The sequence below is a fragment of the Mycobacterium tuberculosis complex sp. N0072 genome, from assembly GCF_030323725.1.
Lineage (GTDB): Bacteria > Actinomycetota > Actinomycetes > Mycobacteriales > Mycobacteriaceae > Mycobacterium > Mycobacterium tuberculosis.
This window is the reverse complement of record NZ_CP040689.1, coordinates 2,201,237-2,220,388: the sequence shown is the minus strand read 5'-3', so window position 1 is coordinate 2,220,388 and position 19,152 is coordinate 2,201,237. Positions and strand designations below refer to the sequence as shown.

Sequence of the window (19,152 nt, the reverse complement as noted above, 5' to 3'; positions counted from 1 at the left end):
TGGCCCCCCGGACAGGTCGACGATCGGTGACATTGGTGAGCGTACGCGGCAGAGACCGCTGATGTCCATAGCCAATACGCGATTGCTTGGACAACTGATCGGTAAATAGCAATGCAAACTGGCATATATTGGCTATGATGTATCTTGCTAGTATCCTATAGCGCGGGGCGATGTGCTCTGCTGCCTTGGCGGCCGACAGGCGCATCACCGGTCAAGCCGTTGGCTCGAGTCACGCTGGCGAGGCACCACGATCAGGCATCAACAGCGCGCCCGACGGGCGGTGATCGGATGCCGCATCCTGACCGCCTCGATTCGGGCCCGCCGACCAGAGCCTTCGCGACCGGCGAGGTTGCCACCATGGTCGTCGAAGCAACTTGCTGCTAACGAGCCTGTAGTTTTGCCAGCCCCCACTCGCGCTTTGTCTGCAGGTTTTCAGGCTCAGCGACGGCTCATGTCGTTGCGCACGGCGAATTCGTCGACCGCCTCCTGGGGCGCGAGGAGCGCGATATGTCTATTACTGATATGCACTCTAAGAAGGGTGATAAGGATAAATTGCAATGTAATCGCGTATACAGGCGCGATGATGTATTTTGTTAGTCCGATATTGAGGATCGAGCAGGGGTGATAGGGATGCCCGATACCACGGAGGCTAGCGAGTCTCTCGTCCGAGACTTCCTGGGGTCTTGGCAGCAGCACAGCCTCGAAACGTCACCATGAACGACGGCCGGTAAGTGTCGCACCCGGTGACCGGCGCATTCGAGGTGAAGAATGAGCGGGGTGAAGCTGAGGCGATGCTGCTAGCAGGATTTGTGATTCCGGTGCGCAAGAAGGGGGTTCGAGCCGATGGCATCCGTCGCCCAACCCGTTAGGCGCCGCCCAAAGGACCGGAAGAAGCAGATTTTGGATCAGGCCGTTGGACTGTTCATCGAACGTGGCTTCCATTCGGTCAAATTGGAGGACATTGCCGAGGCGGCCGGGGTGACCGCGCGCGCGTTGTATCGCCACTACGACAACAAGCAGGCGTTGCTCGCCGAAGCGATCCGAACCGGCCAGGATCAGTACCAGAGCGCGCGTCGTCTCACCGAGGGCGAGACGGAGCCGACGCCGCGGCCGTTGAACGCCGATCTGGAAGACCTGATCGCCGCGGCGGTCGCCTCTCGGGCGTTGACGGTGCTGTGGCAGCGCGAGGCCCGCTACCTCAACGAGGACGACCGCACGGCGGTCCGGCGCCGCATCAACGCGATCGTCGCCGGCATGCGTGACAGCGTGCTGCTGGAGGTGCCCGATCTGAGTCCACAGCATTCGGAGTTGCGGGCGTGGGCGGTGTCCAGCACTTTGACCAGCCTGGGCCGGCACAGCCTAAGCCTGCCGGGCGAGGAACTGAAAAAGCTTCTCTACCAGGCGTGTATGGCCGCGGCAAGGACGCCTCCCGTCTGCGAATTGCCGCCACTGCCGGCCGGTGATGCCGCACGCGACGAGGCCGACGTGCTGTTCTCCCGCTACGAGACCCTGCTGGCCGCGGGCGCGCGGCTGTTCCGTGCGCAGGGCTATCCGGCCGTCAACACCAGCGAAATCGGCAAGGGAGCCGGCATCGCGGGCCCGGGGCTGTACCGTTCGTTTTCTTCCAAACAGGCCATCCTGGACGCGCTCATCCGCCGCCTCGACGAGTGGCGCTGCCTGGAGTGCATCCGAGCGCTACGAGCGAATCAGCAAGCGGCACAACGGTTGCGCGGCCTTGTCCAAGGGCACGTTCGGATCAGCTTGGACGCTCCGGATCTGGTGGCAGTGTCGGTCACCGAACTGTCGCACGCCTCTGTCGAAGTACGCGACGGCTACCTGCGAAATCAGGGCGACCGCGAGGCCGTGTGGATCGACCTCATCGGCAAGCTGGTACCCGCGACCAGTGTCGCCCAGGGGCGACTGCTGGTCGCGGCGGCGATTAGCTTCATCGAAGACGTCGCTCGCACCTGGCATCTCACGCGCTACGCCGGAGTCGCCGACGAGATCAGTGGCCTGGCGCTGGCGATCCTGACCAGCGGGGCAGGTAACCTCTTGCGCGCATAGCATGTAGAACAAATAGGTAGTACATTATCGGTGTGAATGAGGTGTCCATACGAACGCTCAACCAGGAGACGTCCAAGGTCCTGGCCCGCGTCAAGCGCGGTGAAGAGATCAACCTGACTGAGCGCGGCAAGGTTATCGCCCGAATAATCCCGGCTTCTGCCGGCCCTCTCGACTCACTGATCAGCACCGGCAGTGTGCAACCGGCGAGAGTGCATGGCCCGGCGCCTCGGCCCACAATTCCGATGCGCGGCGGTCTCGACTCGGGAACGCTGTTGGAGCGCATGCGCGCCGAGGAGCGGTACTAGCGCGTGATCTACCTGGAAACCTCGGCGCTGGTCAAGCTAATTCGGATCGAGGTCGAATCTGACGCTTTAGCTGATTGGCTCGATGACCGCACCGAACTACGGTGGATCACATCGGCTTTGACCGAAGTTGAGCTATCCAGAGCCATCCGCGCAGTCTCCCCAGAAGGGCTACCGGCGGTGCCCTCCGTGCTAGCCAGGCTGGACCGTTTCGAAATCGACGCGGTCATACGCTCCACCGCGGCGGCCTACCCCAACCCAGCACTGCGCTCGCTCGACGCGATACACCTAGCCACTGCTCAAACCGCCGGATCCGTTGCACCATTGACCGCGCTGGTTACCTACGACAACCGCCTTAAGGAAGCCGCCGAGGCCCTGTCGTTGGCGGTCGTCGCACCCGGACAAGCGCGATGAAGCCGGGACGAGATCACTGCTATCGCGCTGGCTATCGTACGGCCGGCCTTGGTCACCTCCCGCTCTCGACGGTCTCGTAGGTTATCCATGACGCGGTGATGGTGAACGACACCAGATCGGGTGGCACCTGAAACCGTAAACCCATTGATGCCGGGATCATCAGGCCCTGCTTGGGTGCGCGGTCTTGGGCGTCGTCGTCGGTGTCGGCGTCGTTTCGTCGGCCGCGTAGGCCGGCACGCCACCGCCCTCGGCGAGCGCCTCGGCGTTGGCACGGGCCTGGACCGCGTTGTCGTCGATGAGCGCGGCGCCGGTCAGCTTTACCGGGGCGAGGTGCCCGACCAGGTATTGCGAGCGCGGGCTGAACGGCAACACCTCCTGCGGGCCGCGGATCGGGCCGAGCAGCTCACGCGCCAGGATGTCGACCAGGTTCTCCCGGACGGTGATCGACGTGCCGTCCGGCTGATACGTCAGCCGATATGCCGCTTCGGTGGTGTCGATCATCCAGTGTCGCCTCACCCTCTGACATGTCTGGGCGCGCCGCGCCTGGTGCGGCCATGCCGATCCCCAGGAGATTCTGCCGCTGGGGCTTGGGGTGTCCCAGGGGCTAACACCTACTACCAACAATTGGTATTGTGCGTTCGTGGGTAAGAACACGTCCTTCGTCCTCGACGAGCACTACAGCGCCTTCATCGACGGCGAGATCGCCGCGGGCCGCTACCGGTCGGCCAGTGAAGTCATCCGCTCCGCGTTGCGACTGCTCGAGGACCGTGAAACCCAGCTGCGCGCGCTTCGTGAGGCTCTCGAGGCCGGCGAACGCAGCGGCAGCTCGACACCGTTCGACTTCGACGGATTCCTCGGTCGTAAGCGGGCTGACGCCTCGCGTGGCCGGTGAGTAGCCGATACCTTCTCTCGCCTGCCGCGCAGGCACATCTGGAAGAGATCTGGGACTGCACCTATGACCGTTGGGGTGTCGATCAGGCCGAGCAGTACCTGCGCGAACTTCAACACGCTATCGACCGTGCTGCGGCAAACCCGCGGATCGGACGAGCGTGCGACGAGATTCGCCCCGGCTATCGCAAGCTCTCGGCCGGGTCACACACGTTGTTCTATCGGGTGACTGGCGAAGGCACCATCGACGTCGTGCGAGTCCTGCACCAACGGATGGACGTCGACCGGAACCTCTGACTCGATCTTGAGGAAGAATGGCCGGCCGCATTTCCCGTCAGCCGGGGGATGATCCCGACACCATCCATTGGCGCGGTGATCAACGCGAAGATCTCCCATCGCGCCTGTCGGACATTCCCGAGGCCTACCGACATACACCCCCGCCGATACCTACCTCGGAAACACGGCGGAACGAACCCCCGCCGGTTGTCAATGAACCCCGGCGGTATGCGAATCCGCTGTAGGCGTGGCGACAAGAGCCGTAAACTGCTGTCCCGCAGTCAAGTTCAACCTCTTGTCGGCCGACCCGCCAAGATTCCCTCCCCTGCGGCTAACGCTCCACCTTCCCGGGCTCGAACCGCATCACCCGTGTTCGAGAACCTTGAACTGAGAGCCGCGGCGGGCCTTGCCTTTGGATTTCGCCTTCGCCCCTTCGGTGGCACGGCGGCGGATTCTCCACCAGTAGCGGCCCAGGATCTCGACCCGTGCCGCTGGGCTGACAGTCCAGCGCTGCATCTGGCGGTAGGTGTGGAAACCATGGTCGTCGGGCAGCTTGATTCACCCTCGTTTGGTCAGGGCGTTCCTCTCGTTGCCGGCCATTGGGCGCCGGGAGAAACCGGCATCGGCCGAGACAATATCTCAAGGGTCAACGGTGGCAGTGCGAGACGGCCGGTGAGGTCGTAGACGTATTCGCGGATGTACGGATAAAGCGCGAACCGCCCGGTCGTGGCGGCGTATGCCGTAAGTTCTTCTTCGGTGGGGTCGTCTTCACCTTCTTGCAAGTGGTAGTCGAACAGTGCCGCGAACTCGAAATCAGCGGTGGCTACGTCCTGTGTCTCGTCTTTGGTATCGCCTTCCTTGACGTCGTCGTCTGCCGCCTGGTTTTGAATGCGCAGGTGGCAAGAAATCCGCACCACAAATGCTGAGATAGTGGCCGGATCGGCATCCACAGCGGGTTCGAACTCGAGGTCGTAGGTCAGGCCCTGCGCAGGCTTGGGCGCACGATGGACAGCGGCCTGAGTGCGCAGCAGCCGGATATCGCGGATCTGTGCGCGGGCTGCCAGCCGCGCGCCAACGCGTTGCAGGTCAAGGTCGTCGGCGTCGGTTCGGTCAGTCATGCCACCTCAACCTGCCGAACCGAAATGTGGCGGGCCCAGTTCGTCTGCATCAGGATTTCCTTGTCTGCACCCACCCGGACCTGGTGGTCCCGTGCGGAGCCCCGATAAGAGGAGAGCCGATGCCACGTAGGCACTTCGCGAAGCGTGGGAACTTCGAGCACCAGCCGCAGCCGGGCGTCCAATGCACGGGCATAACGTTGCAGCGTAGACAGTTTGGGGTCGCTGGGTTCCTTCTCGAAACCGCTCACGGTGGGCTGGCGCACCCCCATACGCTTAGCAACCTCAACCTGGCTCAGCTGGCAGTGCTTGCGCAGCGCAATCAGCGCATCGACCAGCCTGCGTGCCTCCTCGGCGTCTTCGAGAGTGCCTTTGAAGCTGGGATCAGCCGCAATCGCCTCGGCAATATAGCCGGCGAGGTCGTCACCCAAAGGGAAGTCAATGCTCATGGTTGTGCTCTCCTAGCCTCGTAACAGTGGTTGGGCGTTGTTCAGATCGGTGGGGTGTCGCCGAAGGCTCTTTTCCAGATTTTCTGCCGGTCCAGGGCCGTCTCGATCTTCGTCTTGGGAGTCTTCTGCTGGTTCTTGTAGAACGCTGTCAGCGCTACGGGATGCTGGCCCCAGCGGAAGAACAGTACCCGGAAGTGGTTGTTCGCCTCATGCCATCGCAACTCCAGAATGTCGCCACGAATCGGTTTGATGCTCCCTGCGGCGAGGTCGCCGACGAGATACCGCTGCATTAGCACGATCAGCGCGGCCCGGGCCTGATCAGGAAGCTTGTCGAACTCCTTCTTGAATACCGGCCGGCCATCCACAGATGCCCGGAAGAACTTCCAGGTACCCATGGCGGCTGGATCAGGGGGCGGCACAGTTGGTCTTGTCCTGCCTCGAGTGGCGTCGTTGTCCGGCTTGGACGGGGCTCCGACGGTACCGGAGGGCAGCGACAAAGCACTTATGCACTTGGGCGACCCGCCGAGACGGTGCGACACCCATCCCGACGGCACAAGCTCAGCCGCGGCCGCTCTTGTTCTTCGTCGGATCGACGTTCACCCACTTCTGACCGGGCTTGGGCGAGGGAGGCAGACGGTGTCCCTTCGGAACGGTCACCTCGTTGCCACCGCCAACCGGGCGATACTGTCCCGACGTCGGAGCCGGCTTACCCGGGGACGTAGCTTTACGAGCCATCTGATCACCTCCTGTCCCAGACTCGATGACCACCAGCACCGGCATCCCACCCGCTGTCGCGCGGAACACGCCGGGTGTACAGTCGCAACCTGCATCCCCAATGCACACGACCCTGCCCCTGGCCATCAGACCCCGAGGTGGGGTCCTTTTCGTCTAAAACCAGCTTATACCAGAATATAGGCTGTAACCTATATGCCCAGCTAGGGGCTGCATGATGAGGTTTGTGCCCCGGCGGGCGAACACGAATATGCGCAGCACCTTGTCGTCGAACCAGCGCCGTAGGTGCTCACTCTGGGTCGGGTCGGTGCGTTCCTTGGCGATCACGCCTCGCTCAATCTCGGCCAGCGTTATCGCCACAACGAACTGTTCGGCGACTTGCACCGAGTCCGCCCACGCCGCCACGGCGGGGTGGCGTCCCGGCACGCGCAAAGCGGACACCACGTTGGTGTCCAGGACGTAGGTCACAGTTGCGGGGTGCGGGCGATCAGGCCGAGACGTTCGGGCTCGAAGTCGATGTCATGGCCACTGTCGGCGGCCAGCAGTACCGGCATGGGGACTTCTTCGCCCAACAATCCCGCGGTGAGGATCGCGCGGGCTTCCGCTTCGACGGAGTGGTGATGACGTGCAGCACGGACCCGTAGTGCCGCCTTGGTCCCCTCGGGAAGGTTGCGGATCACGATCTGCTCCATCGGAGATGACGATATCGCTTAATTGATATCGGATCGAGGTTGTCCGGCGGACGGCGGTTGCCCCGGTTGACTCCCGTGTTCGCGATCAGGCTGGCATACGCCGAGACTGCTTGAGTCAGCCAGCCTCGGTGCTGCCTCAGCACGAGCTGCGGTCACCCGGCCCGGCAGTAGTTGGCTCGACCTGCGATGAGTTGCCACCCTGTAGCTCGCTATTAAACTTTCCGAGGATGAAAGCCGGTGAGCTGCGGGTCAATATCCAACAGGTAGCGGCTACGGCCAGCCAATGGAGCGGGCGAAGCACTGAACTCAGCGTCCTTGCACCACCTCCGCTGGGGCAGCCGTTCCAACCCACCACGGCGGCTGTGGGCGGTGCCCACGCAGCGGTTGGTCTTGCCGTGGCGGCGTTTACCGCCCGGACACACGCCACGGCCAGTGCGGTCGAGGCGGCCGCGGCGGAGTATGCCAACAACGAGGCGGCCGCAGCGGCCGAGATGGCGGCCGTGCCGCAAACGAGGCTGGTGTAATTGCTGCCGACCCTGTCGCATATCCACGCCTGGGACACCGAACATCTCATCGAGGCGGCCTACTACTGGACGAAGGTCGCCGATCAGTGGGAAGACGTGTTCCTAGAGATGCGTAACCGATCCCACTTCATCGCGTGGGAAGGCGCAGGCGGTGATGGCTGCGACAGCGAACCGGCGCTGACCTACAGATAGTCAGTGGCATAGCCGAGCATTTGCGCCAAGCGAGTGGGCTTGCCCGTGAAGGCGCCGGAACCATCGGCGCAGCCCAGCGCAGGGTCATCTATGCCGTTCAAGATGCCCACAACGCGGGCTTCAACGTCGAAGAGGACCTCTCGGTCACCGACACCCGAACCAGCCGCACCTTCGCCGAACAAGCAGCTCGCCAGGCCCAAGCACAAGCATTGGCCGGGGATATCCGCCAACGCGCGACACAACTCATCGGAGTCGAACACGAAGTGGCCGCCAAAATAGCCACCGCTACCGCACCCCTTAACACCGTCGGCTTCCACGAACCCCCAATCGCACCGTCGCTACCGACACCGGTGCCCCACAACGAGAAACCGCAAATCCACGCGGTCGACCGCAGCTGGAAACAAGATCCACCCTCACCGATGCCGGGCGACCCGAAAGACATGACAGCCGTACAGGCACGCGCAGCCTGGGACGCCGTCAACGCTGACATCGCTCGGTACAACGCCCGATGCGGACGCACCTTCGTTCTGCCCAACGAGCAGGCAGCCTACGACGCGTGCATCGCGGACAAGGGTTCTCTCCTTGAAAGACAAGCCGCAATCAGAGCCCGGTTAGGCGAATTGGGCGTGCCGGTCGAAGGCGAACCCCCTCCTGCTCCCGACCCCGCTGGACCACAACCGAACGAAGGCTTACCTCCGCCCGGTGTCAGCCCGCCCGCCGAGAGCAACCTAACGGTTGGACCGCCCAGTCGTCCTATCCAACAGGCTCGCGGCGGCGAAAGCCTCTGGGACGAGAACGGCGGCGAGTGGCGATATTTTCCGGGAGACAATTACCGCTATCCGCATTGGGATTACAACCCCCACGATTCGCCGACCGCCAGGTGGCAGAATATTCCCATCGGGGACCTTCCGACTCACAAGTGATTGGACCAGAATGACCGTTTTCCGTATCAAGCCGGATAACTACTTCGGTGACGTGGTTCTGGCGGCCGCAGACCGGGATGGGCTTCGCATTTTCCAGTACGCCGTGCGATCGGCCCATGAGAGTGGTCAGGCAACTTTCGACATAGATGGTGTACAGCAACGGATAGTTCGAGAAAGCGGAACTGCGGATATGGAACTGGGATCGCAAACCGTTGTATGGCGCTTCGATGACACGAAGTTGGTAGAAATCCTCGATAAGCTATCGCCATTGATCGATGGCGAAGGACCAGGCCACCAGTATATCGATGATTTGAATAGTCCGGCGCCGACATTGATGATATCTGTTGACGAATATGCTTGATTTACGATGTTCGGCCACAGGCAGCGCCCGTTGGCGACGCGCTGTGTCTCAACAGTGCCCGTTGCTCTTGGTCATGGAAACAGTGTTCACTGCACCTCTGACAAGCTTTTACGGTGATCGCGCATCACCTGGTTCATGAACTGGAAGCAGCGCAGCGCTTCCTTTTCGGCCGCAACATGAGCCAGCCTCTCGTCGGCGGTCGGGTGCAGGTGCTCGGGCAGCTCGGCCGCGACAGCCGCCTGACCCTGAAACCAGCTTCCATATCCCGCGACGAACGACGCCAGTCCGCTACGTAACCCCTCCGCGACTGTCCATGGACAACAGCGCGTTCTCCACCGACCGGGCCCGGGTGTGGGGTGTTTCGGCGACCGGCAGCCAGGTGGTCCACACTGCCGACGGGCGCCGCGAGCCGTTCACCGACCAGGCCGCCGAGCAAGTCCGCCCGATCGCATACTCCAACCGGTTGCGGTACTGCAGGTTCAGCTGGCGTACCTCCTCGTCGCGCTCGGCGAGGTCTTGCTCCAGCACGTCGCAGACCGGCAGGAACACGTCAGCGCCGCCGGCGTTGACGTGGAGCTTGGTCTGAAACATCCACAGCCCGATCGGGATTGGCATCGGCGTGGCACGTTCGTTGCACAACCGGATCTCGATGAGCGCTCGCCCGGACGCCTGGTCGTTGTAGCGGTCCACGCGCAGGCAGCTGGAATCCCGCAGCCCGATGGTCGCGGTGCGGCCAGGGGCGAGGTCGGCCAGATGATCAGGGGTTCGGCTGTTTCCGGGTTGCTGATGCCGAGTGTCAACGGTGGTACGGCCGGCTCGGTGGCGTGTGTCCAGTGCCTTTTCCTGCCGAAAGTGGCGGTAGACCTAATCAATCTGTCCGGCATCCAATGCTTCGCCCGCATCGAGCACGTGGCGCACGCTCAGGCGCACCCATTCGTTGTGCTGGTTGGCAAACCGGCCCAGCATGGTGCGCGGATCGGTGCCGTCGCCGGAGCCATCCTGACCGGTGACGTCATCGTCAGCCACGATGGCGAACTCTACCGTGCGGTCACAGCGCTGAGACAGAATGGTCCACGTCCACATGCGAGTCGACGGCTGCACGCACCTGCTCTATGCTCAGCCCGTAGTCGGCGAGGTCATCTGCGTCCTTCATGCTGGCTACCGCCACCGAGATTCGCTGGCCGGCAATCGTTGGTTGCCCGCTGAAACGCTATGGGTGAGCACGATATTGGGATACTCGTCGTCGGCAGGCAGCTCGGCAACGTGCCTCTCTCCGCGCTCGTCTACCCCGAGCCTTGAGCGCGGCTACGGTCGCAGTACTTGGTTGCGACGTGACCGGCAATGCCACGGTCATTGGGTGTCAATGTGGTTCGTCGTCGTCGGGTTCGCACAGGATTTTCTCGGGGTGGTGGTATCGATTGATGCGTGGTTGGCCATGGTCCAAGTGGGCCGGCGGTAGCCATTCAGTGTCGCCTTTGGCGTTCTTGCGGGTTTTCCAGCCTTTTTCGACAAGGCGATTGTCGGGGCCGCAGGCCAGCGTGAGGTCGTTGATGTCGGTACGGTGGGTGGTTGTCCACGGCGTTACGTGGTGGACCTCACTGTGGTAGGCCGGGGCGTCGCAACCCGGCCTGGAGCAGCCACGATCCTTCGCGTACAACATGATTCGCTGCGCCGGGGAAGCTAACCGCTTGGTGTGATACAACGCCAACGGCTTAGCGCCGTCAAACAATGCCAGATAGTGGTGCGCGTTGCTCGCCATCCGGATAAGGTCCGACATCGGCACCCGCGAACCACCACCGGTTACCCCCTTGCCGGTGGCGGCTTCCAGCTCTTTAAGCGTGGTGCTCACCACGACGGTCACCGGCAACCCCCGATGCTGCCCTAGCTCACCGGAGGCCAACAACCCGCGCAGCCCGGCCAGTAAACCGTCATGGTGTCGTTGGGCTTGGCTGCGGGTGTCGCGGCGCACCGCGTCCGCATCCGGTGTGTCATCCACGACCGGGGTCTGGTCATCGGGGTTGCACGCCCCCGGTGCGGCCAGTTTGGCCAACACCGCCTCGATGGTGGCCCGCAACTCCGGGGTCAGCAGACCGCTGATACGTGACATCCCGTCAAATTCCTGCTTACCCATCGTGATGCCGCGCTTGCGGGCACGCTCCTGGTCGGAAAAGTTGCCGTCGGGGTGCAGCCAGTCCATCAGCTGCGTGGCCAGGCCATGCAGGTGATCGGGACGCCGACTGGTGGCCAGTTCGGCCAGCTGGGCCTCGGCGGCCTCGCGGATACCCAGATCCACCGCGGCGGACAACTCCTTGAAGAAGGCCTGGATCTCCTTAATGTGTTCTCGGCCGATCTTGCCCTCACGTTGAGCGGCCGCGGTCGCGGTCAACTGCGCTGGCAGCGGTTCACCGGTCAGGGCGCGGCGCTCACCGAGGTCTTCGGCTTCGGCGATGCGGCGGCTGGCCTCACCGGGGGTGATGTGTAGCCGGTTGGCCAACGCCGTGCGCAGCGTCCCGCCGAGCTCTTCCTCGCAGGCTTGCCCAGCGAGTTGGTTGATCAAGGCGTGCTCGGCGGCGCCCTGGCGGCGCCGTTCGACCTCGAGTCGCTGCAAACAGGCCAGCAATTCCGGGGTGGTCAACGCATCGCACTTGAGATCGAGCACCCGCGACAACGAGGCGTGGTAGGCATCCAACGCCGCGGAGATCTCCTCGCGCGTGTCCGACCTCATGCCTCGGATTCTACGAAGCACCACTGACAAGAACCGGGCCGTCATAGGCTCGGAATGATCAGTGATACAGAAGATTTCGCTCATGGCGATAAGGCCGCACCACCGCGACTGCGAGCATCATATGCCGCGTGCGGTGGTGATGCGGCAGGATGTTGGACCATGAGTGACAACGGAGCCAGCCGGGTGCCTCCCGTCGATGAGACACCCGCGGCGGAATCCGCCGAACCGATCACCGCGGTGTCATTGGCGTGGCTGCCTGCCGGTGACTACGAGCGGGCGCTCGACCTGTGGCCAGACTTCGCCGGCAGCGACCTGGTGACCGGTCCGGACGGGCCGGTGGCGCACCCGCTGTACTGCCGGAGGATGCAGCAAAAGCTGGTCGAATTCGCCGAGGCTGGTTTCCCAGGACTGGCGGTCGCCGCGATCCGCGTGGCACCCTTCGCTGCCTGGTGCGCCGAACAGGGTCAGGAGCCGGACTCGCCGGAGGCCCGCGCCGAGTATGCCGCGTACCTGACAGCACACGGTGACCACGATGTGATGGCCTGGCCACCGGGCCGCAACCAACAGTGCTGGTGCGGCTCGGGGCACAAGTACAAAAAGTGTTGTGCCGCAGCGTCGTTCATCGACACGGAACCCGCACCGTGAAGACGGCCCGGTTGCAGGTGACGTTGCGCTGCGCGGTAGACCTCATCAATTCGTCCAGCGACCAATGTTTCGCCCGTATCGAGCACGTTGCGTCCGATCAGGCGGATCCACGCCCCGGAGTGTGGCATAGTAGTGGCATGAATCGCATACGGCTGAGCACTACTGTCGACGCCGCACTCTTGACAAGTGCGCGCGACATGCGGGCAGGAATCACTGACGCAGCCCTCATCGATGAGGCCCTTGCGGCATTACTGGCTCGTCATCGATCGGCCGAGGTGGATGCCAGCTATGCGGCCTACGACAAGCACCCGGTCGATGAGCCCGACGAGTGGGGCGATCTAGCGTCGTGGCGGCGGGCGGCTGGAGACTCGTGACCGCACTTCCGGCGCGCGGAGAGGTGTGGTGGTGTGAGATGGCTGAGATCGGTCGGCGACCAGTCGTCGTGCTGTCGCGCGATGCCGCGATCCCTCGGCTGCGACGCGCACTTGTCGCGCCCTGCACCACGACCATCCGAGGGCTAGCCAGTGAGGTTGTTCTTGAACCCGGTTCCGACCCGATCCCGCGCCGTTCCGCGGTGAATTTGGACTCAGTCGAAAGTGTCTCGGTCGCGGTATTGGTGAATCGGCTTGGCCGCCTCGCCGACATCCGGATGCGCGCCATCTGCACGGCCCTCGAGGTCGCCGTCGATTGCTCTCGATGACACGTCAGCAAACTAGCGAGAATCCGAGCCGGAGTTCTGACGAACGCATTCGAACGGCCCCGTGGCTCAACGAACAAGACGGCTCGCGGCCAAGCTCATTGTGATCGAAAGCAATGCGCAGAGGCCCGAATACACCGGAATCACATATGTAGCATGCCGTCGCAGGCAATGTCTCGCGTGATCTTTCGAAACCGCCTGACCCGAGGGGATCACCACAGCGCGGCAATCGTCCCGCCGTCGGCGATCTGGGTGGTGCCGGTGATCATCGACGCATCGTCGGACAGCAGGAACACCACGATGCCGGCCATCTCCTCCGGTGCGGCCATGCGGCCCTGCAGCCGGGCAATCATCGAGCGCGCACCCCCCGCGCCCAGGGCCCCGTCGAACATTGCCATGGCGGTCTGCTGCATCGGGGTGTCGACGAATGCGGGCAGCAGCGTGTTGGAGCGGATGCCCGACGAGCGCAGTTCGGCGGCGGTGATGCGGCTGAGCTGGATGATGCCGGCCTTCGACATGCCGTATGCGCCGGTGCCGCCCACCGCTACCTGGCCCGCTAACGACGACAGGTTGACAATGGCTCCCCCGCCGCGCTCGATCATCCGCGGTGCCGCATGCTTGGTGCACAGCCAGGCGCCGCGGAGATTGATCGCGATGACCCGATCGAAGTCCTCGACGGTGGTGTCGATGAGCGAAGCCAGATGAACGACACCGGCGTTGGCGACCAACTTGTCCACCCCGCCGAACGCGGCAACACAGGCGTCGACCATGGCGATGATCTGTTGTTCGTCGCTGACGTCAACCCGGCAGGCCGCTGCGCCACAACCGATTTTGGTGGCCGCGGCATCCGCGGCATCACCATCGATGTCCGCGCACAGCACATGGCAGCCCTCGTCGGCGAGTCGCCGGGCAACCGCCAGACCGATTCCGGCGCCCGCCCCAGTAACGATCGCGACCTTGCCGGCCAGGTCTGGATGGTTCAACCTGCGGCCGCCAACGTGCTGGCTTCTCGGATCGCCCCGAACATGACAAGCCCAAATCCTGGCACATCATCGGAAAGTCGGATCGCATACACCCCAAGATCGCGCAGGATCCATGTCACGGTCTCCGGCATGACATCGGTCGCCGCATCGCCCCGGGCGAACAAGCCGCACGCTTGCGCGGGTCCGGGCGGACGCAGATACAAGACCACGCCGCTGCCCTGAGCCGACATCCTCGCCAGCGCGCCGTTGAGTTCCTCGCCGCAGCGGCACGCCGTCGAGCCGAACACGTCGCCCGTCAGGCACTCGATGTGGACGTGCAGCGGCACGGGCACCCCGGCACCGACCGCACCCACGATGACCGCCAAATGCTCGCCGAGGTCGTAAACGTCACGAAAGCCGATGACACGCGAGGCGCCGGCCCAGGTGGGCAGCGTCGCTGCCGTAAACCGGACCACCTGGGGCTCGATCCGCCGGCGATACGCCACCAGCTCCCCGATCGAGACCATGGCCAGTCCGTGTTCGACGGCGAATTCGACCGACTCGGCGTGGTGCGCCATCTGGACGGGATTATCGGGCGAGACGATCTCGCAGAGCGCGGCGGCCGGCCGCCGTTCCGCCAGGCGGGCCAGGTCGACGGCCGCCTCGGCGGGTCCCCGCCGACCCAGCACACCGTCGGCTTGCGCCTGCACGGGCACCACATGGCCCGGACGTTGGAAATCGGCGGCGACGGAGGTGGCCGAAGCCAGTGCCGCGATGGTCCAGGCGCGATCGCTCGCCGAGATTCCGGTGCCGGTGCCGCGAACGTCGACCGACACGCAATGCGTGGTGTCTCGGTCACACATGGGCGGCAGGTGCAGTCGCTCGCATTCGGCGCCCGGCAGCGCGACGCGCAAATAACCCGAGGTGTGCCGGACCGCAAAGGCAACCAGCCGCGGCGTCGCGGCCTGGGCGGCGAAGACGAGATAGCCATCGCCATTGGGGTCGCCGGTCAGGACCACGGCGTGACCGCCCGCCATCGCCGTGATCGCACGACGTACCCGCACATCGGTCGTCTTCATCGAGACTCCAACCGGCGGAACCGGCTACCGTGAAACACCAGCGGCGGTGTCTCGGGATCGGCGCGCACCGCGCAGATCTCCAGCAGGGCGATCAGGTGATCCCCCGCCGGGATCTCCGCGTACGGGCGGCAATCCAGCCAGGCGCCGGCCCCGGCGATCACCACACCCCCGCTGGACAATTCGCTCCAGAACACCCCGGCGAACCGGTTACCTTCCTTGCGCGACAGGCTCATACAGGCCGCGTCGTGCCCCTCGGCGAGCACGCTCACACCGAGCCGTGGGCGGTCGCGCAACTTCGGCCACGTCGTCGAACAGTTCTGCACACAGATCGATACCAGCGGCGGGTCAACTGAAACCGACGTGAACGAGCTGGCCGCCATGCCGACCGGCTGGTCGTCGACCATCGCGCAGACGGCGATCACGCCGCACGGAAAGCAGCCGAAGACCCGCCGCAGCCCGACCTCGTCGAGATGATCGACGGTCTCCGGGACCATGTCGAAGGTGCAGCTCACGGCCGCAGCCCGCCTAGGAAGTCGAGCAACAGCCGGTTGGTCTCTTCGGGCGCTTCCTGCTGGATCCAGTGTCCGACGTCGGCGATCATGTGGGTGCCGCGGTAGTTCGGCATGACTTCGTGCGCACGCTCGATGGCCTGCGCGCCCCAGATGGTGCCGACGTCATACTGGCCGCCGATGAACAGAGCCGGCGGGGTGAGCGGCTTGCCTTGCTGGTCGGCCAGGTCGTGCCAGTCGTTGTCGATGTTGTGGTAGAAGCTCAGCGGCCCGCCGAACCCGGAACGTTCGAATTCGCCAGTGTAGAAATCGAGATCGGCCTCGGTGAACCAGGCCGGCATGGTCTCCGGGTAGACGAACGCGTCCTTGAGCCGCGCGCCTTCGGCCATACACAGCGGTCCGGCACGGATCACGTCGATCGGGTCCATGGACTCCAGGTCGACGCCCGCGTCGACGGCCGCCTTGGTCGCCGCCATCATCCCCTCACCGGAAACGGTGTAGGTCAACCCGAGCAGCCAGCCCCGCAAGTCTTCCTCGATCTCGGTGATGATGCCGTCCTGCACGGCGAAATAGTCCTGATACCAGACCCTTCCGGGCCCGGCCAGCTCCAGGTGGTAGTCGCTGGGACGGCGCTCGCCGAACGGGCTGCCCGGCAGGCCGATCACGCCGCGACCGGCAAACGGAACGCTGATTCCCACCACGCCGGCGCATCGGTCGGGGTGCAGCCAGGCGAAGGTCCAGGCGACCGGCGCACCCCAGTCGTGGCCCACCACGAAAGCCTGCTCCGCACCATAGGAGTCGAGGACGCCCACGACGTCGCCAACCAATTCCTTGATGCGGTAGGCCTTTTGCACCCGGTATTTCGACGAGCGGCCATACCCGCGCTGGTCGATGGCCACCACGCGGTAGCCCGCGCCGGCAAGCGCGGGAATCTGATGCCGCCACGAGTACCAGGACTCCGGAAACCCGTGCAGCAACACCACCAACGGTCCCTGTTGGTCGGGTGGGCTGTCCGCCACGGCATGGATGCGGGTGCCCCGGCAGTTCAGGATTCGATGGACCTGCGACACGTTGGGCTCTCCTAAGCGTTTACAAGTTGGTCCGCGGGTTCGGCTGGTATCGGATGATTTTCGTAGTTGCGGGCAATCAACGTCTTCTGGCCCGACAATCGGGTTCGTGCCCATTTGCCGAGGACGCGGCTGGCGATCCTGGGTCGCATCAGCGCCGACGGCGGCTTGACCAGATGGACGACGGCCAAGAATTCCCGGTACGCGTCGAGATCGTCATGCACCAGCTCCAGCACGCGGTCCATGTACCAGGTCAGCACACCGAAATAGAACGGGCGCTTCTTGTCGACGTCCTTCATCCAGTCGAAGCGCAGGTTCTGCTCGCGGATCACGAACCAGGCCGTGTCGGCCATCTTGGCGATCGCCCGGTAGTACCGGCGCGGCAGATCCCGGTGACCGGCGCCGTATTTAGCCAGCAGCGCCTGCATCTCCCGAACTTCCTTGAGCGCCAGGCTCATACCCAGACCCGACACCGGGTCGGCGCTGGTGTAGGCATCGCCCACCGCCAGCAAAGCCCGCGGCAGGTTGCGCTTCTTCTCGTAGCGCAGCCGCAGCATGTTGGGATAGCGGAAATTGTAGATGGGCGATGCCGGCTCCAGCCCGTCGATGTTCTCCCCGATGACCGGGGACGGCATCAGGTCGGCGAACGCGCGGAATTCTCGGGCGGTACGCGGCGGCGAATAGCAGTTGTAGGCCACCAGTGAGGTGGACAGGATGGTGCGGGAGCTGTCGGTGTAGTACTGCGCGGCGTAGGTATCCTCGAAAGGGCGGTACGCATAGCAGATCACCATCACCTTGTCCTGCCACCGCCGCTCCGGCGGAACCCGGTGCTGCATCGTGGAGTAGAAGCAGTTGATGATGTCCTGCTCGGCCTCGGGAGCGCCAACACCGAGACGCTCCAAGAACTCCGGCACGCGGGTGTTCTTGCCCGACGCGTCCACGACGAACTCGGCGGGCACCACCTGCAAACCGTCGCCTCCGTCGGCGTCGCCATTGTCCACGGCGACGCCGACGATGGCATTGTTGGCGCGGTCGAAGGCGAGATCGGCCACCTCCGATTCGTAGCGGAAGTCGATGCGCGGTTCGTCGTCGAGCCGGCGGCGCACACACCATTCGAGCAGCGGCCTTCCCGCGCAGACGATCTCGATGTCACTAGTGCCGGGCTTCTTCCAGGTGCCGCCCAGCCGGATACGGTACTGCGCGGCCATGTCGACCTTGAACGCTCCCTCGCGCACCATGTCGTCGACGATGCCAGGGAAGATGCGCTCCAGCTCGATCTGCCCGGCGGTCAGCAGGTGGTGCAGGTGCCAACCCTGTGCCGCGCCCGGCCTGCCCTCGCGGCGACGGTGCGGGCCGTCCTTCTCCAGCACGATGACGCGATCGAAGGTCTCGCTGAGCATTTTCGCCGCCGCGATGCCCGCGATGCTGCCGCCGATGACCACCGCGGTGCCGCGGCCGCGGCGGCACACCTCGGCAATGTCCACGCCCGCGTAATCCAGCCGAGCCGGGGTGCGGCGGCGCGCCGCCCCGCTGGCCACGAACTTCTCGTAGTACAACCCGACACGGTGAAAGCCATTGTGGTCCAGCCAGGTTCGGGCTGCGTCGACCATGGCGACCGGACCGCACAGATACACGTCGGCGTCACCGCTCGCCAGCATCCGCTCGTCGAGCAGGTCGGTGACCAGCCCGGTGCGCCCATCCCAGTCGGGGTCCGGGCGAGCGACGACGACGTGCACCTCCAGGCGGCCAACGCGGCGGCGCAGCTCGGTGAGTTCGTCGAGCTTGCACAGGTCTTCGGTGCGCTCGACCCCGTAGAGCAGGTAGACCGGGTGAGCGACATCGGCATCCAGGCTCTGGGCCATCGCCAGGATCGCTGACAGGCCGGTTCCTCCGGCGACCAGGATCACCGGTCGCACGATCGGGCGCAGATAAAAGCTGCCCTTGCTGCAGCGCAGCGCGATATGGTCACCGGGCTGGGCGCGGTCGCGAAGATAATTCGACATCACGCCGTCCGGCAGCAACCTGATGATGAACTCGCACTCACCGCGGCCGTCGGCCGGATGGGCGTAGGAGTAGTTGCGCCATACGTTGGTACCGGGAACCTGCAATTGGGCGAACTGGCCGGCCCGGTATCTCAGCGCGCCGGCCATGCCAGAGGTGTCCACCCGCAGGATGGCGGTGCTGGGCGACACCAACTCGACCGCGGTCACCACACCGTCACCGGTGACCAGCAGGGCGGCGTTGTCGTCGACCGGATACTGCAGCTCGATCCGGCAATCGGAGGTAACAAACGTCTGGCAGGTGAGGATCTTTCGCGCCGCCCGCTCGACATCGGACAGTCCCTCGGTGCGTCCCATCTGGTAGCGGCCGGCGGTGCAGGTGGCCACGCAGGTGCCACATATCCCGCTTTGGCATTCGTTGACGATGGCCACGCCGTGTTCCTCGGCGGCATCCAGGACCGTCTGGTCGCACCGCACCGGCATCGTCTTGTGCGTGCCGTCCGAATAGCCGACGGTGACCTGACGAACCGCCATGG

At 64.3% G+C, this 19,152-nt stretch carries 29 protein-coding genes; 16 read left to right on the top strand and 13 right to left on the bottom strand.

Features of this window, described 5'->3' with window-relative positions; translation table 11 throughout:
• Window positions 1-843 precede the first annotated feature (843 nt).
• From mce3R to FF952_RS10355, 3 genes are read left to right on the top strand one after another with little or no spacing between them, the layout of a single operon-like run.
• Window positions 844-2,064 carry a TetR family transcriptional regulator Mce3R gene (mce3R, locus tag FF952_RS10365; protein ID WP_003409919.1) on the top strand — a complete coding sequence of 407 codons (1,221 nt, stop codon included), beginning with the start codon at window positions 844-846 and terminating at the stop codon, window positions 2,062-2,064.
• A 32-nt stretch (window positions 2,065-2,096) separates the two neighbouring features.
• Window positions 2,097-2,369 (top strand): type II toxin-antitoxin system Phd/YefM family antitoxin, encoded by a 273-nt coding sequence (locus tag FF952_RS10360; protein WP_003899100.1) that lies wholly within the window; start codon window positions 2,097-2,099, stop codon window positions 2,367-2,369.
• A gap of 3 nt (window positions 2,370-2,372) precedes the next feature.
• Complete coding sequence (locus tag FF952_RS10355) at window positions 2,373-2,780, top strand: type II toxin-antitoxin system VapC family toxin (protein ID WP_003409913.1); 408 nt, start codon at window positions 2,373-2,375, stop codon at window positions 2,778-2,780.
• 159 nt (window positions 2,781-2,939) lie between these two features.
• On the opposite strand, the gene FF952_RS10350 is transcribed toward FF952_RS10355, so the two are convergent.
• Window positions 2,940-3,434 (bottom strand): hypothetical protein, encoded by a 495-nt coding sequence (locus tag FF952_RS10350; RefSeq protein WP_003899099.1) that lies wholly within the window; start codon window positions 3,432-3,434, stop codon window positions 2,940-2,942.
• Here FF952_RS10350 and FF952_RS10345 point away from each other — a divergent pair.
• The 3 genes from FF952_RS10345 to FF952_RS10335 are packed head-to-tail and all read left to right on the top strand — an operon-like array spanning window position 3,421 to window position 4,628.
• Window positions 3,421-3,672, top strand: a complete 252-nt coding sequence (locus tag FF952_RS10345) for a type II toxin-antitoxin system ParD family antitoxin (protein WP_003409899.1) — start codon at window positions 3,421-3,423, stop codon at window positions 3,670-3,672. The genes FF952_RS10350 and FF952_RS10345 overlap by 14 nt on opposite strands.
• Entirely contained in the window at window positions 3,669-3,965 is a 297-nt protein-coding gene (locus FF952_RS10340) for a type II toxin-antitoxin system RelE/ParE family toxin (protein WP_003409896.1), read from the top strand. The genes FF952_RS10345 and FF952_RS10340 overlap by 4 nt, the downstream gene beginning before the upstream one ends.
• A 48-nt stretch (window positions 3,966-4,013) precedes the next feature.
• Window positions 4,014-4,628 (top strand): hypothetical protein, encoded by a 615-nt coding sequence (locus tag FF952_RS10335; protein ID WP_003901296.1) that lies wholly within the window; start codon window positions 4,014-4,016, stop codon window positions 4,626-4,628.
• Here FF952_RS10335 and secBL read toward each other — a convergent pair.
• From secBL to higB, 3 genes are read right to left on the bottom strand one after another with little or no spacing between them, the layout of a single operon-like run.
• Complete coding sequence (gene secBL, locus FF952_RS10330) at window positions 4,517-5,062, bottom strand: SecB-like chaperone SecBL (RefSeq protein WP_003409891.1); 546 nt, start codon at window positions 5,060-5,062, stop codon at window positions 4,517-4,519. The genes FF952_RS10335 and secBL overlap by 112 nt on opposite strands.
• On the bottom strand, window positions 5,059-5,508 hold the full coding sequence (higA, locus tag FF952_RS10325) for a type II toxin-antitoxin system antitoxin HigA (RefSeq protein WP_003409886.1): 450 nt from the start codon (window positions 5,506-5,508) through the stop codon (window positions 5,059-5,061). The genes secBL and higA overlap by 4 nt, the downstream gene beginning before the upstream one ends.
• A 41-nt stretch (window positions 5,509-5,549) precedes the next feature.
• A complete protein-coding gene (gene higB, locus FF952_RS10320) occupies window positions 5,550-5,927 on the bottom strand; it encodes a type II toxin-antitoxin system toxin HigB (RefSeq protein ID WP_010886136.1) in 378 nt (125 codons plus the stop codon).
• On the opposite strand from higB, the gene FF952_RS10315 reads away from it, so the two are divergent.
• Window positions 5,902-6,423, top strand: a complete 522-nt coding sequence (locus tag FF952_RS10315) for a hypothetical protein (protein WP_003904745.1) — start codon at window positions 5,902-5,904, stop codon at window positions 6,421-6,423. The genes higB and FF952_RS10315 overlap by 26 nt on opposite strands.
• Here the strand turns inward: FF952_RS10315 and FF952_RS10310 are convergent.
• A complete protein-coding gene (locus FF952_RS10310; protein ID WP_003409881.1) occupies window positions 6,397-6,708 on the bottom strand; it encodes a PIN domain-containing protein in 312 nt (103 codons plus the stop codon). The genes FF952_RS10315 and FF952_RS10310 overlap by 27 nt on opposite strands.
• Window positions 6,705-6,920 (bottom strand): FitA-like ribbon-helix-helix domain-containing protein, encoded by a 216-nt coding sequence (locus FF952_RS10305; RefSeq protein ID WP_003409878.1) that lies wholly within the window; start codon window positions 6,918-6,920, stop codon window positions 6,705-6,707. The genes FF952_RS10310 and FF952_RS10305 overlap by 4 nt, the downstream gene beginning before the upstream one ends.
• A 239-nt stretch (window positions 6,921-7,159) precedes the next feature.
• On the opposite strand from FF952_RS10305, the gene FF952_RS10300 reads away from it, so the two are divergent.
• The 5 genes from FF952_RS10300 (at window position 7,160) to FF952_RS10280 (ending at window position 9,228) form a co-directional block, all read left to right on the top strand.
• Window positions 7,160-7,456 carry a hypothetical protein gene (locus FF952_RS10300; RefSeq protein ID WP_003409877.1) on the top strand — a complete coding sequence of 99 codons (297 nt, stop codon included), beginning with the start codon at window positions 7,160-7,162 and terminating at the stop codon, window positions 7,454-7,456.
• Window positions 7,457-7,648 (top strand): hypothetical protein, encoded by a 192-nt coding sequence (locus tag FF952_RS10295; protein ID WP_003409876.1) that lies wholly within the window; start codon window positions 7,457-7,459, stop codon window positions 7,646-7,648.
• A gap of 20 nt (window positions 7,649-7,668) precedes the next feature.
• On the top strand, window positions 7,669-8,571 hold the full coding sequence (locus tag FF952_RS10290) for a hypothetical protein (RefSeq protein WP_003409874.1): 903 nt from the start codon (window positions 7,669-7,671) through the stop codon (window positions 8,569-8,571).
• Window positions 8,572-8,581: 10 nt separating this feature from the next.
• The gene (locus tag FF952_RS10285) at window positions 8,582-8,932 is read left to right on the top strand and encodes a hypothetical protein (RefSeq protein WP_003409871.1); all 351 of its coding nucleotides are present in this window, start codon (window positions 8,582-8,584) and stop codon (window positions 8,930-8,932) included.
• A gap of 113 nt (window positions 8,933-9,045) precedes the next feature.
• Window positions 9,046-9,228, top strand: a complete 183-nt coding sequence (locus FF952_RS10280; protein ID WP_003409870.1) for a hypothetical protein — start codon at window positions 9,046-9,048, stop codon at window positions 9,226-9,228.
• Here the strand turns inward: FF952_RS10280 and FF952_RS10275 are convergent.
• Window positions 9,221-9,622, bottom strand: a complete 402-nt coding sequence (locus FF952_RS10275; RefSeq protein WP_003409869.1) for a hypothetical protein — start codon at window positions 9,620-9,622, stop codon at window positions 9,221-9,223. The genes FF952_RS10280 and FF952_RS10275 overlap by 8 nt on opposite strands.
• Before the next feature lie 63 nt (window positions 9,623-9,685).
• Here FF952_RS10275 and FF952_RS10270 point away from each other — a divergent pair, with 63 nt between their 5' ends.
• Complete coding sequence (locus FF952_RS10270; RefSeq protein ID WP_003899095.1) at window positions 9,686-10,138, top strand: lipoprotein; 453 nt, start codon at window positions 9,686-9,688, stop codon at window positions 10,136-10,138.
• Between the two features lie 154 nt (window positions 10,139-10,292).
• Here FF952_RS10270 and FF952_RS10265 read toward each other — a convergent pair whose 3' ends face one another.
• Window positions 10,293-11,657 carry an HNH endonuclease signature motif containing protein gene (locus tag FF952_RS10265; RefSeq protein ID WP_003903691.1) on the bottom strand — a complete coding sequence of 455 codons (1,365 nt, stop codon included), beginning with the start codon at window positions 11,655-11,657 and terminating at the stop codon, window positions 10,293-10,295.
• A gap of 54 nt (window positions 11,658-11,711) precedes the next feature.
• On the opposite strand from FF952_RS10265, the gene FF952_RS10260 reads away from it, so the two are divergent.
• Genes FF952_RS10260 through FF952_RS10250 form a run of 3 tightly spaced genes read left to right on the top strand, consistent with a single transcriptional unit; the run spans window position 11,712 to window position 13,002 of the window.
• Window positions 11,712-12,302 carry an SEC-C domain-containing protein gene (locus FF952_RS10260; protein ID WP_003409784.1) on the top strand — a complete coding sequence of 197 codons (591 nt, stop codon included), beginning with the start codon at window positions 11,712-11,714 and terminating at the stop codon, window positions 12,300-12,302.
• A complete protein-coding gene (mazE5, locus tag FF952_RS10255) occupies window positions 12,299-12,676 on the top strand; it encodes a type II toxin-antitoxin system antitoxin MazE5 (protein WP_003409780.1) in 378 nt (125 codons plus the stop codon). The genes FF952_RS10260 and mazE5 overlap by 4 nt, the downstream gene beginning before the upstream one ends.
• Window positions 12,673-13,002 (top strand): type II toxin-antitoxin system PemK/MazF family toxin, encoded by a 330-nt coding sequence (locus FF952_RS10250; RefSeq protein WP_003409778.1) that lies wholly within the window; start codon window positions 12,673-12,675, stop codon window positions 13,000-13,002. The genes mazE5 and FF952_RS10250 overlap by 4 nt, the downstream gene beginning before the upstream one ends.
• Before the next feature lie 209 nt (window positions 13,003-13,211).
• Here the strand turns inward: FF952_RS10250 and FF952_RS10245 are convergent, their stop codons facing one another.
• From FF952_RS10245 to FF952_RS10225, 5 genes are read right to left on the bottom strand one after another with little or no spacing between them, the layout of a single operon-like run.
• Window positions 13,212-13,982 carry an SDR family oxidoreductase gene (locus FF952_RS10245; RefSeq protein WP_003409775.1) on the bottom strand — a complete coding sequence of 257 codons (771 nt, stop codon included), beginning with the start codon at window positions 13,980-13,982 and terminating at the stop codon, window positions 13,212-13,214.
• Window positions 13,979-15,040 (bottom strand): 3,4-dihydroxy-2-butanone-4-phosphate synthase, encoded by a 1,062-nt coding sequence (locus FF952_RS10240; RefSeq protein ID WP_003899092.1) that lies wholly within the window; start codon window positions 15,038-15,040, stop codon window positions 13,979-13,981. The genes FF952_RS10245 and FF952_RS10240 overlap by 4 nt, the downstream gene beginning before the upstream one ends.
• On the bottom strand, window positions 15,037-15,552 hold the full coding sequence (locus FF952_RS10235; RefSeq protein WP_003409718.1) for a flavin reductase family protein: 516 nt from the start codon (window positions 15,550-15,552) through the stop codon (window positions 15,037-15,039). Before FF952_RS10235 ends, FF952_RS10240 begins: the two co-directional genes overlap by 4 nt.
• Window positions 15,549-16,619 (bottom strand): epoxide hydrolase EphB, encoded by a 1,071-nt coding sequence (gene ephB, locus FF952_RS10230; RefSeq protein WP_003899091.1) that lies wholly within the window; start codon window positions 16,617-16,619, stop codon window positions 15,549-15,551. Before ephB ends, FF952_RS10235 begins: the two co-directional genes overlap by 4 nt.
• Window positions 16,620-16,630: 11 nt before the next feature.
• Window positions 16,631-19,150, bottom strand: a complete 2,520-nt coding sequence (locus FF952_RS10225; RefSeq protein ID WP_003409714.1) for an FAD-binding oxidoreductase — start codon at window positions 19,148-19,150, stop codon at window positions 16,631-16,633.
• Between the last annotated feature and the right edge of the window lie 2 nt (window positions 19,151-19,152).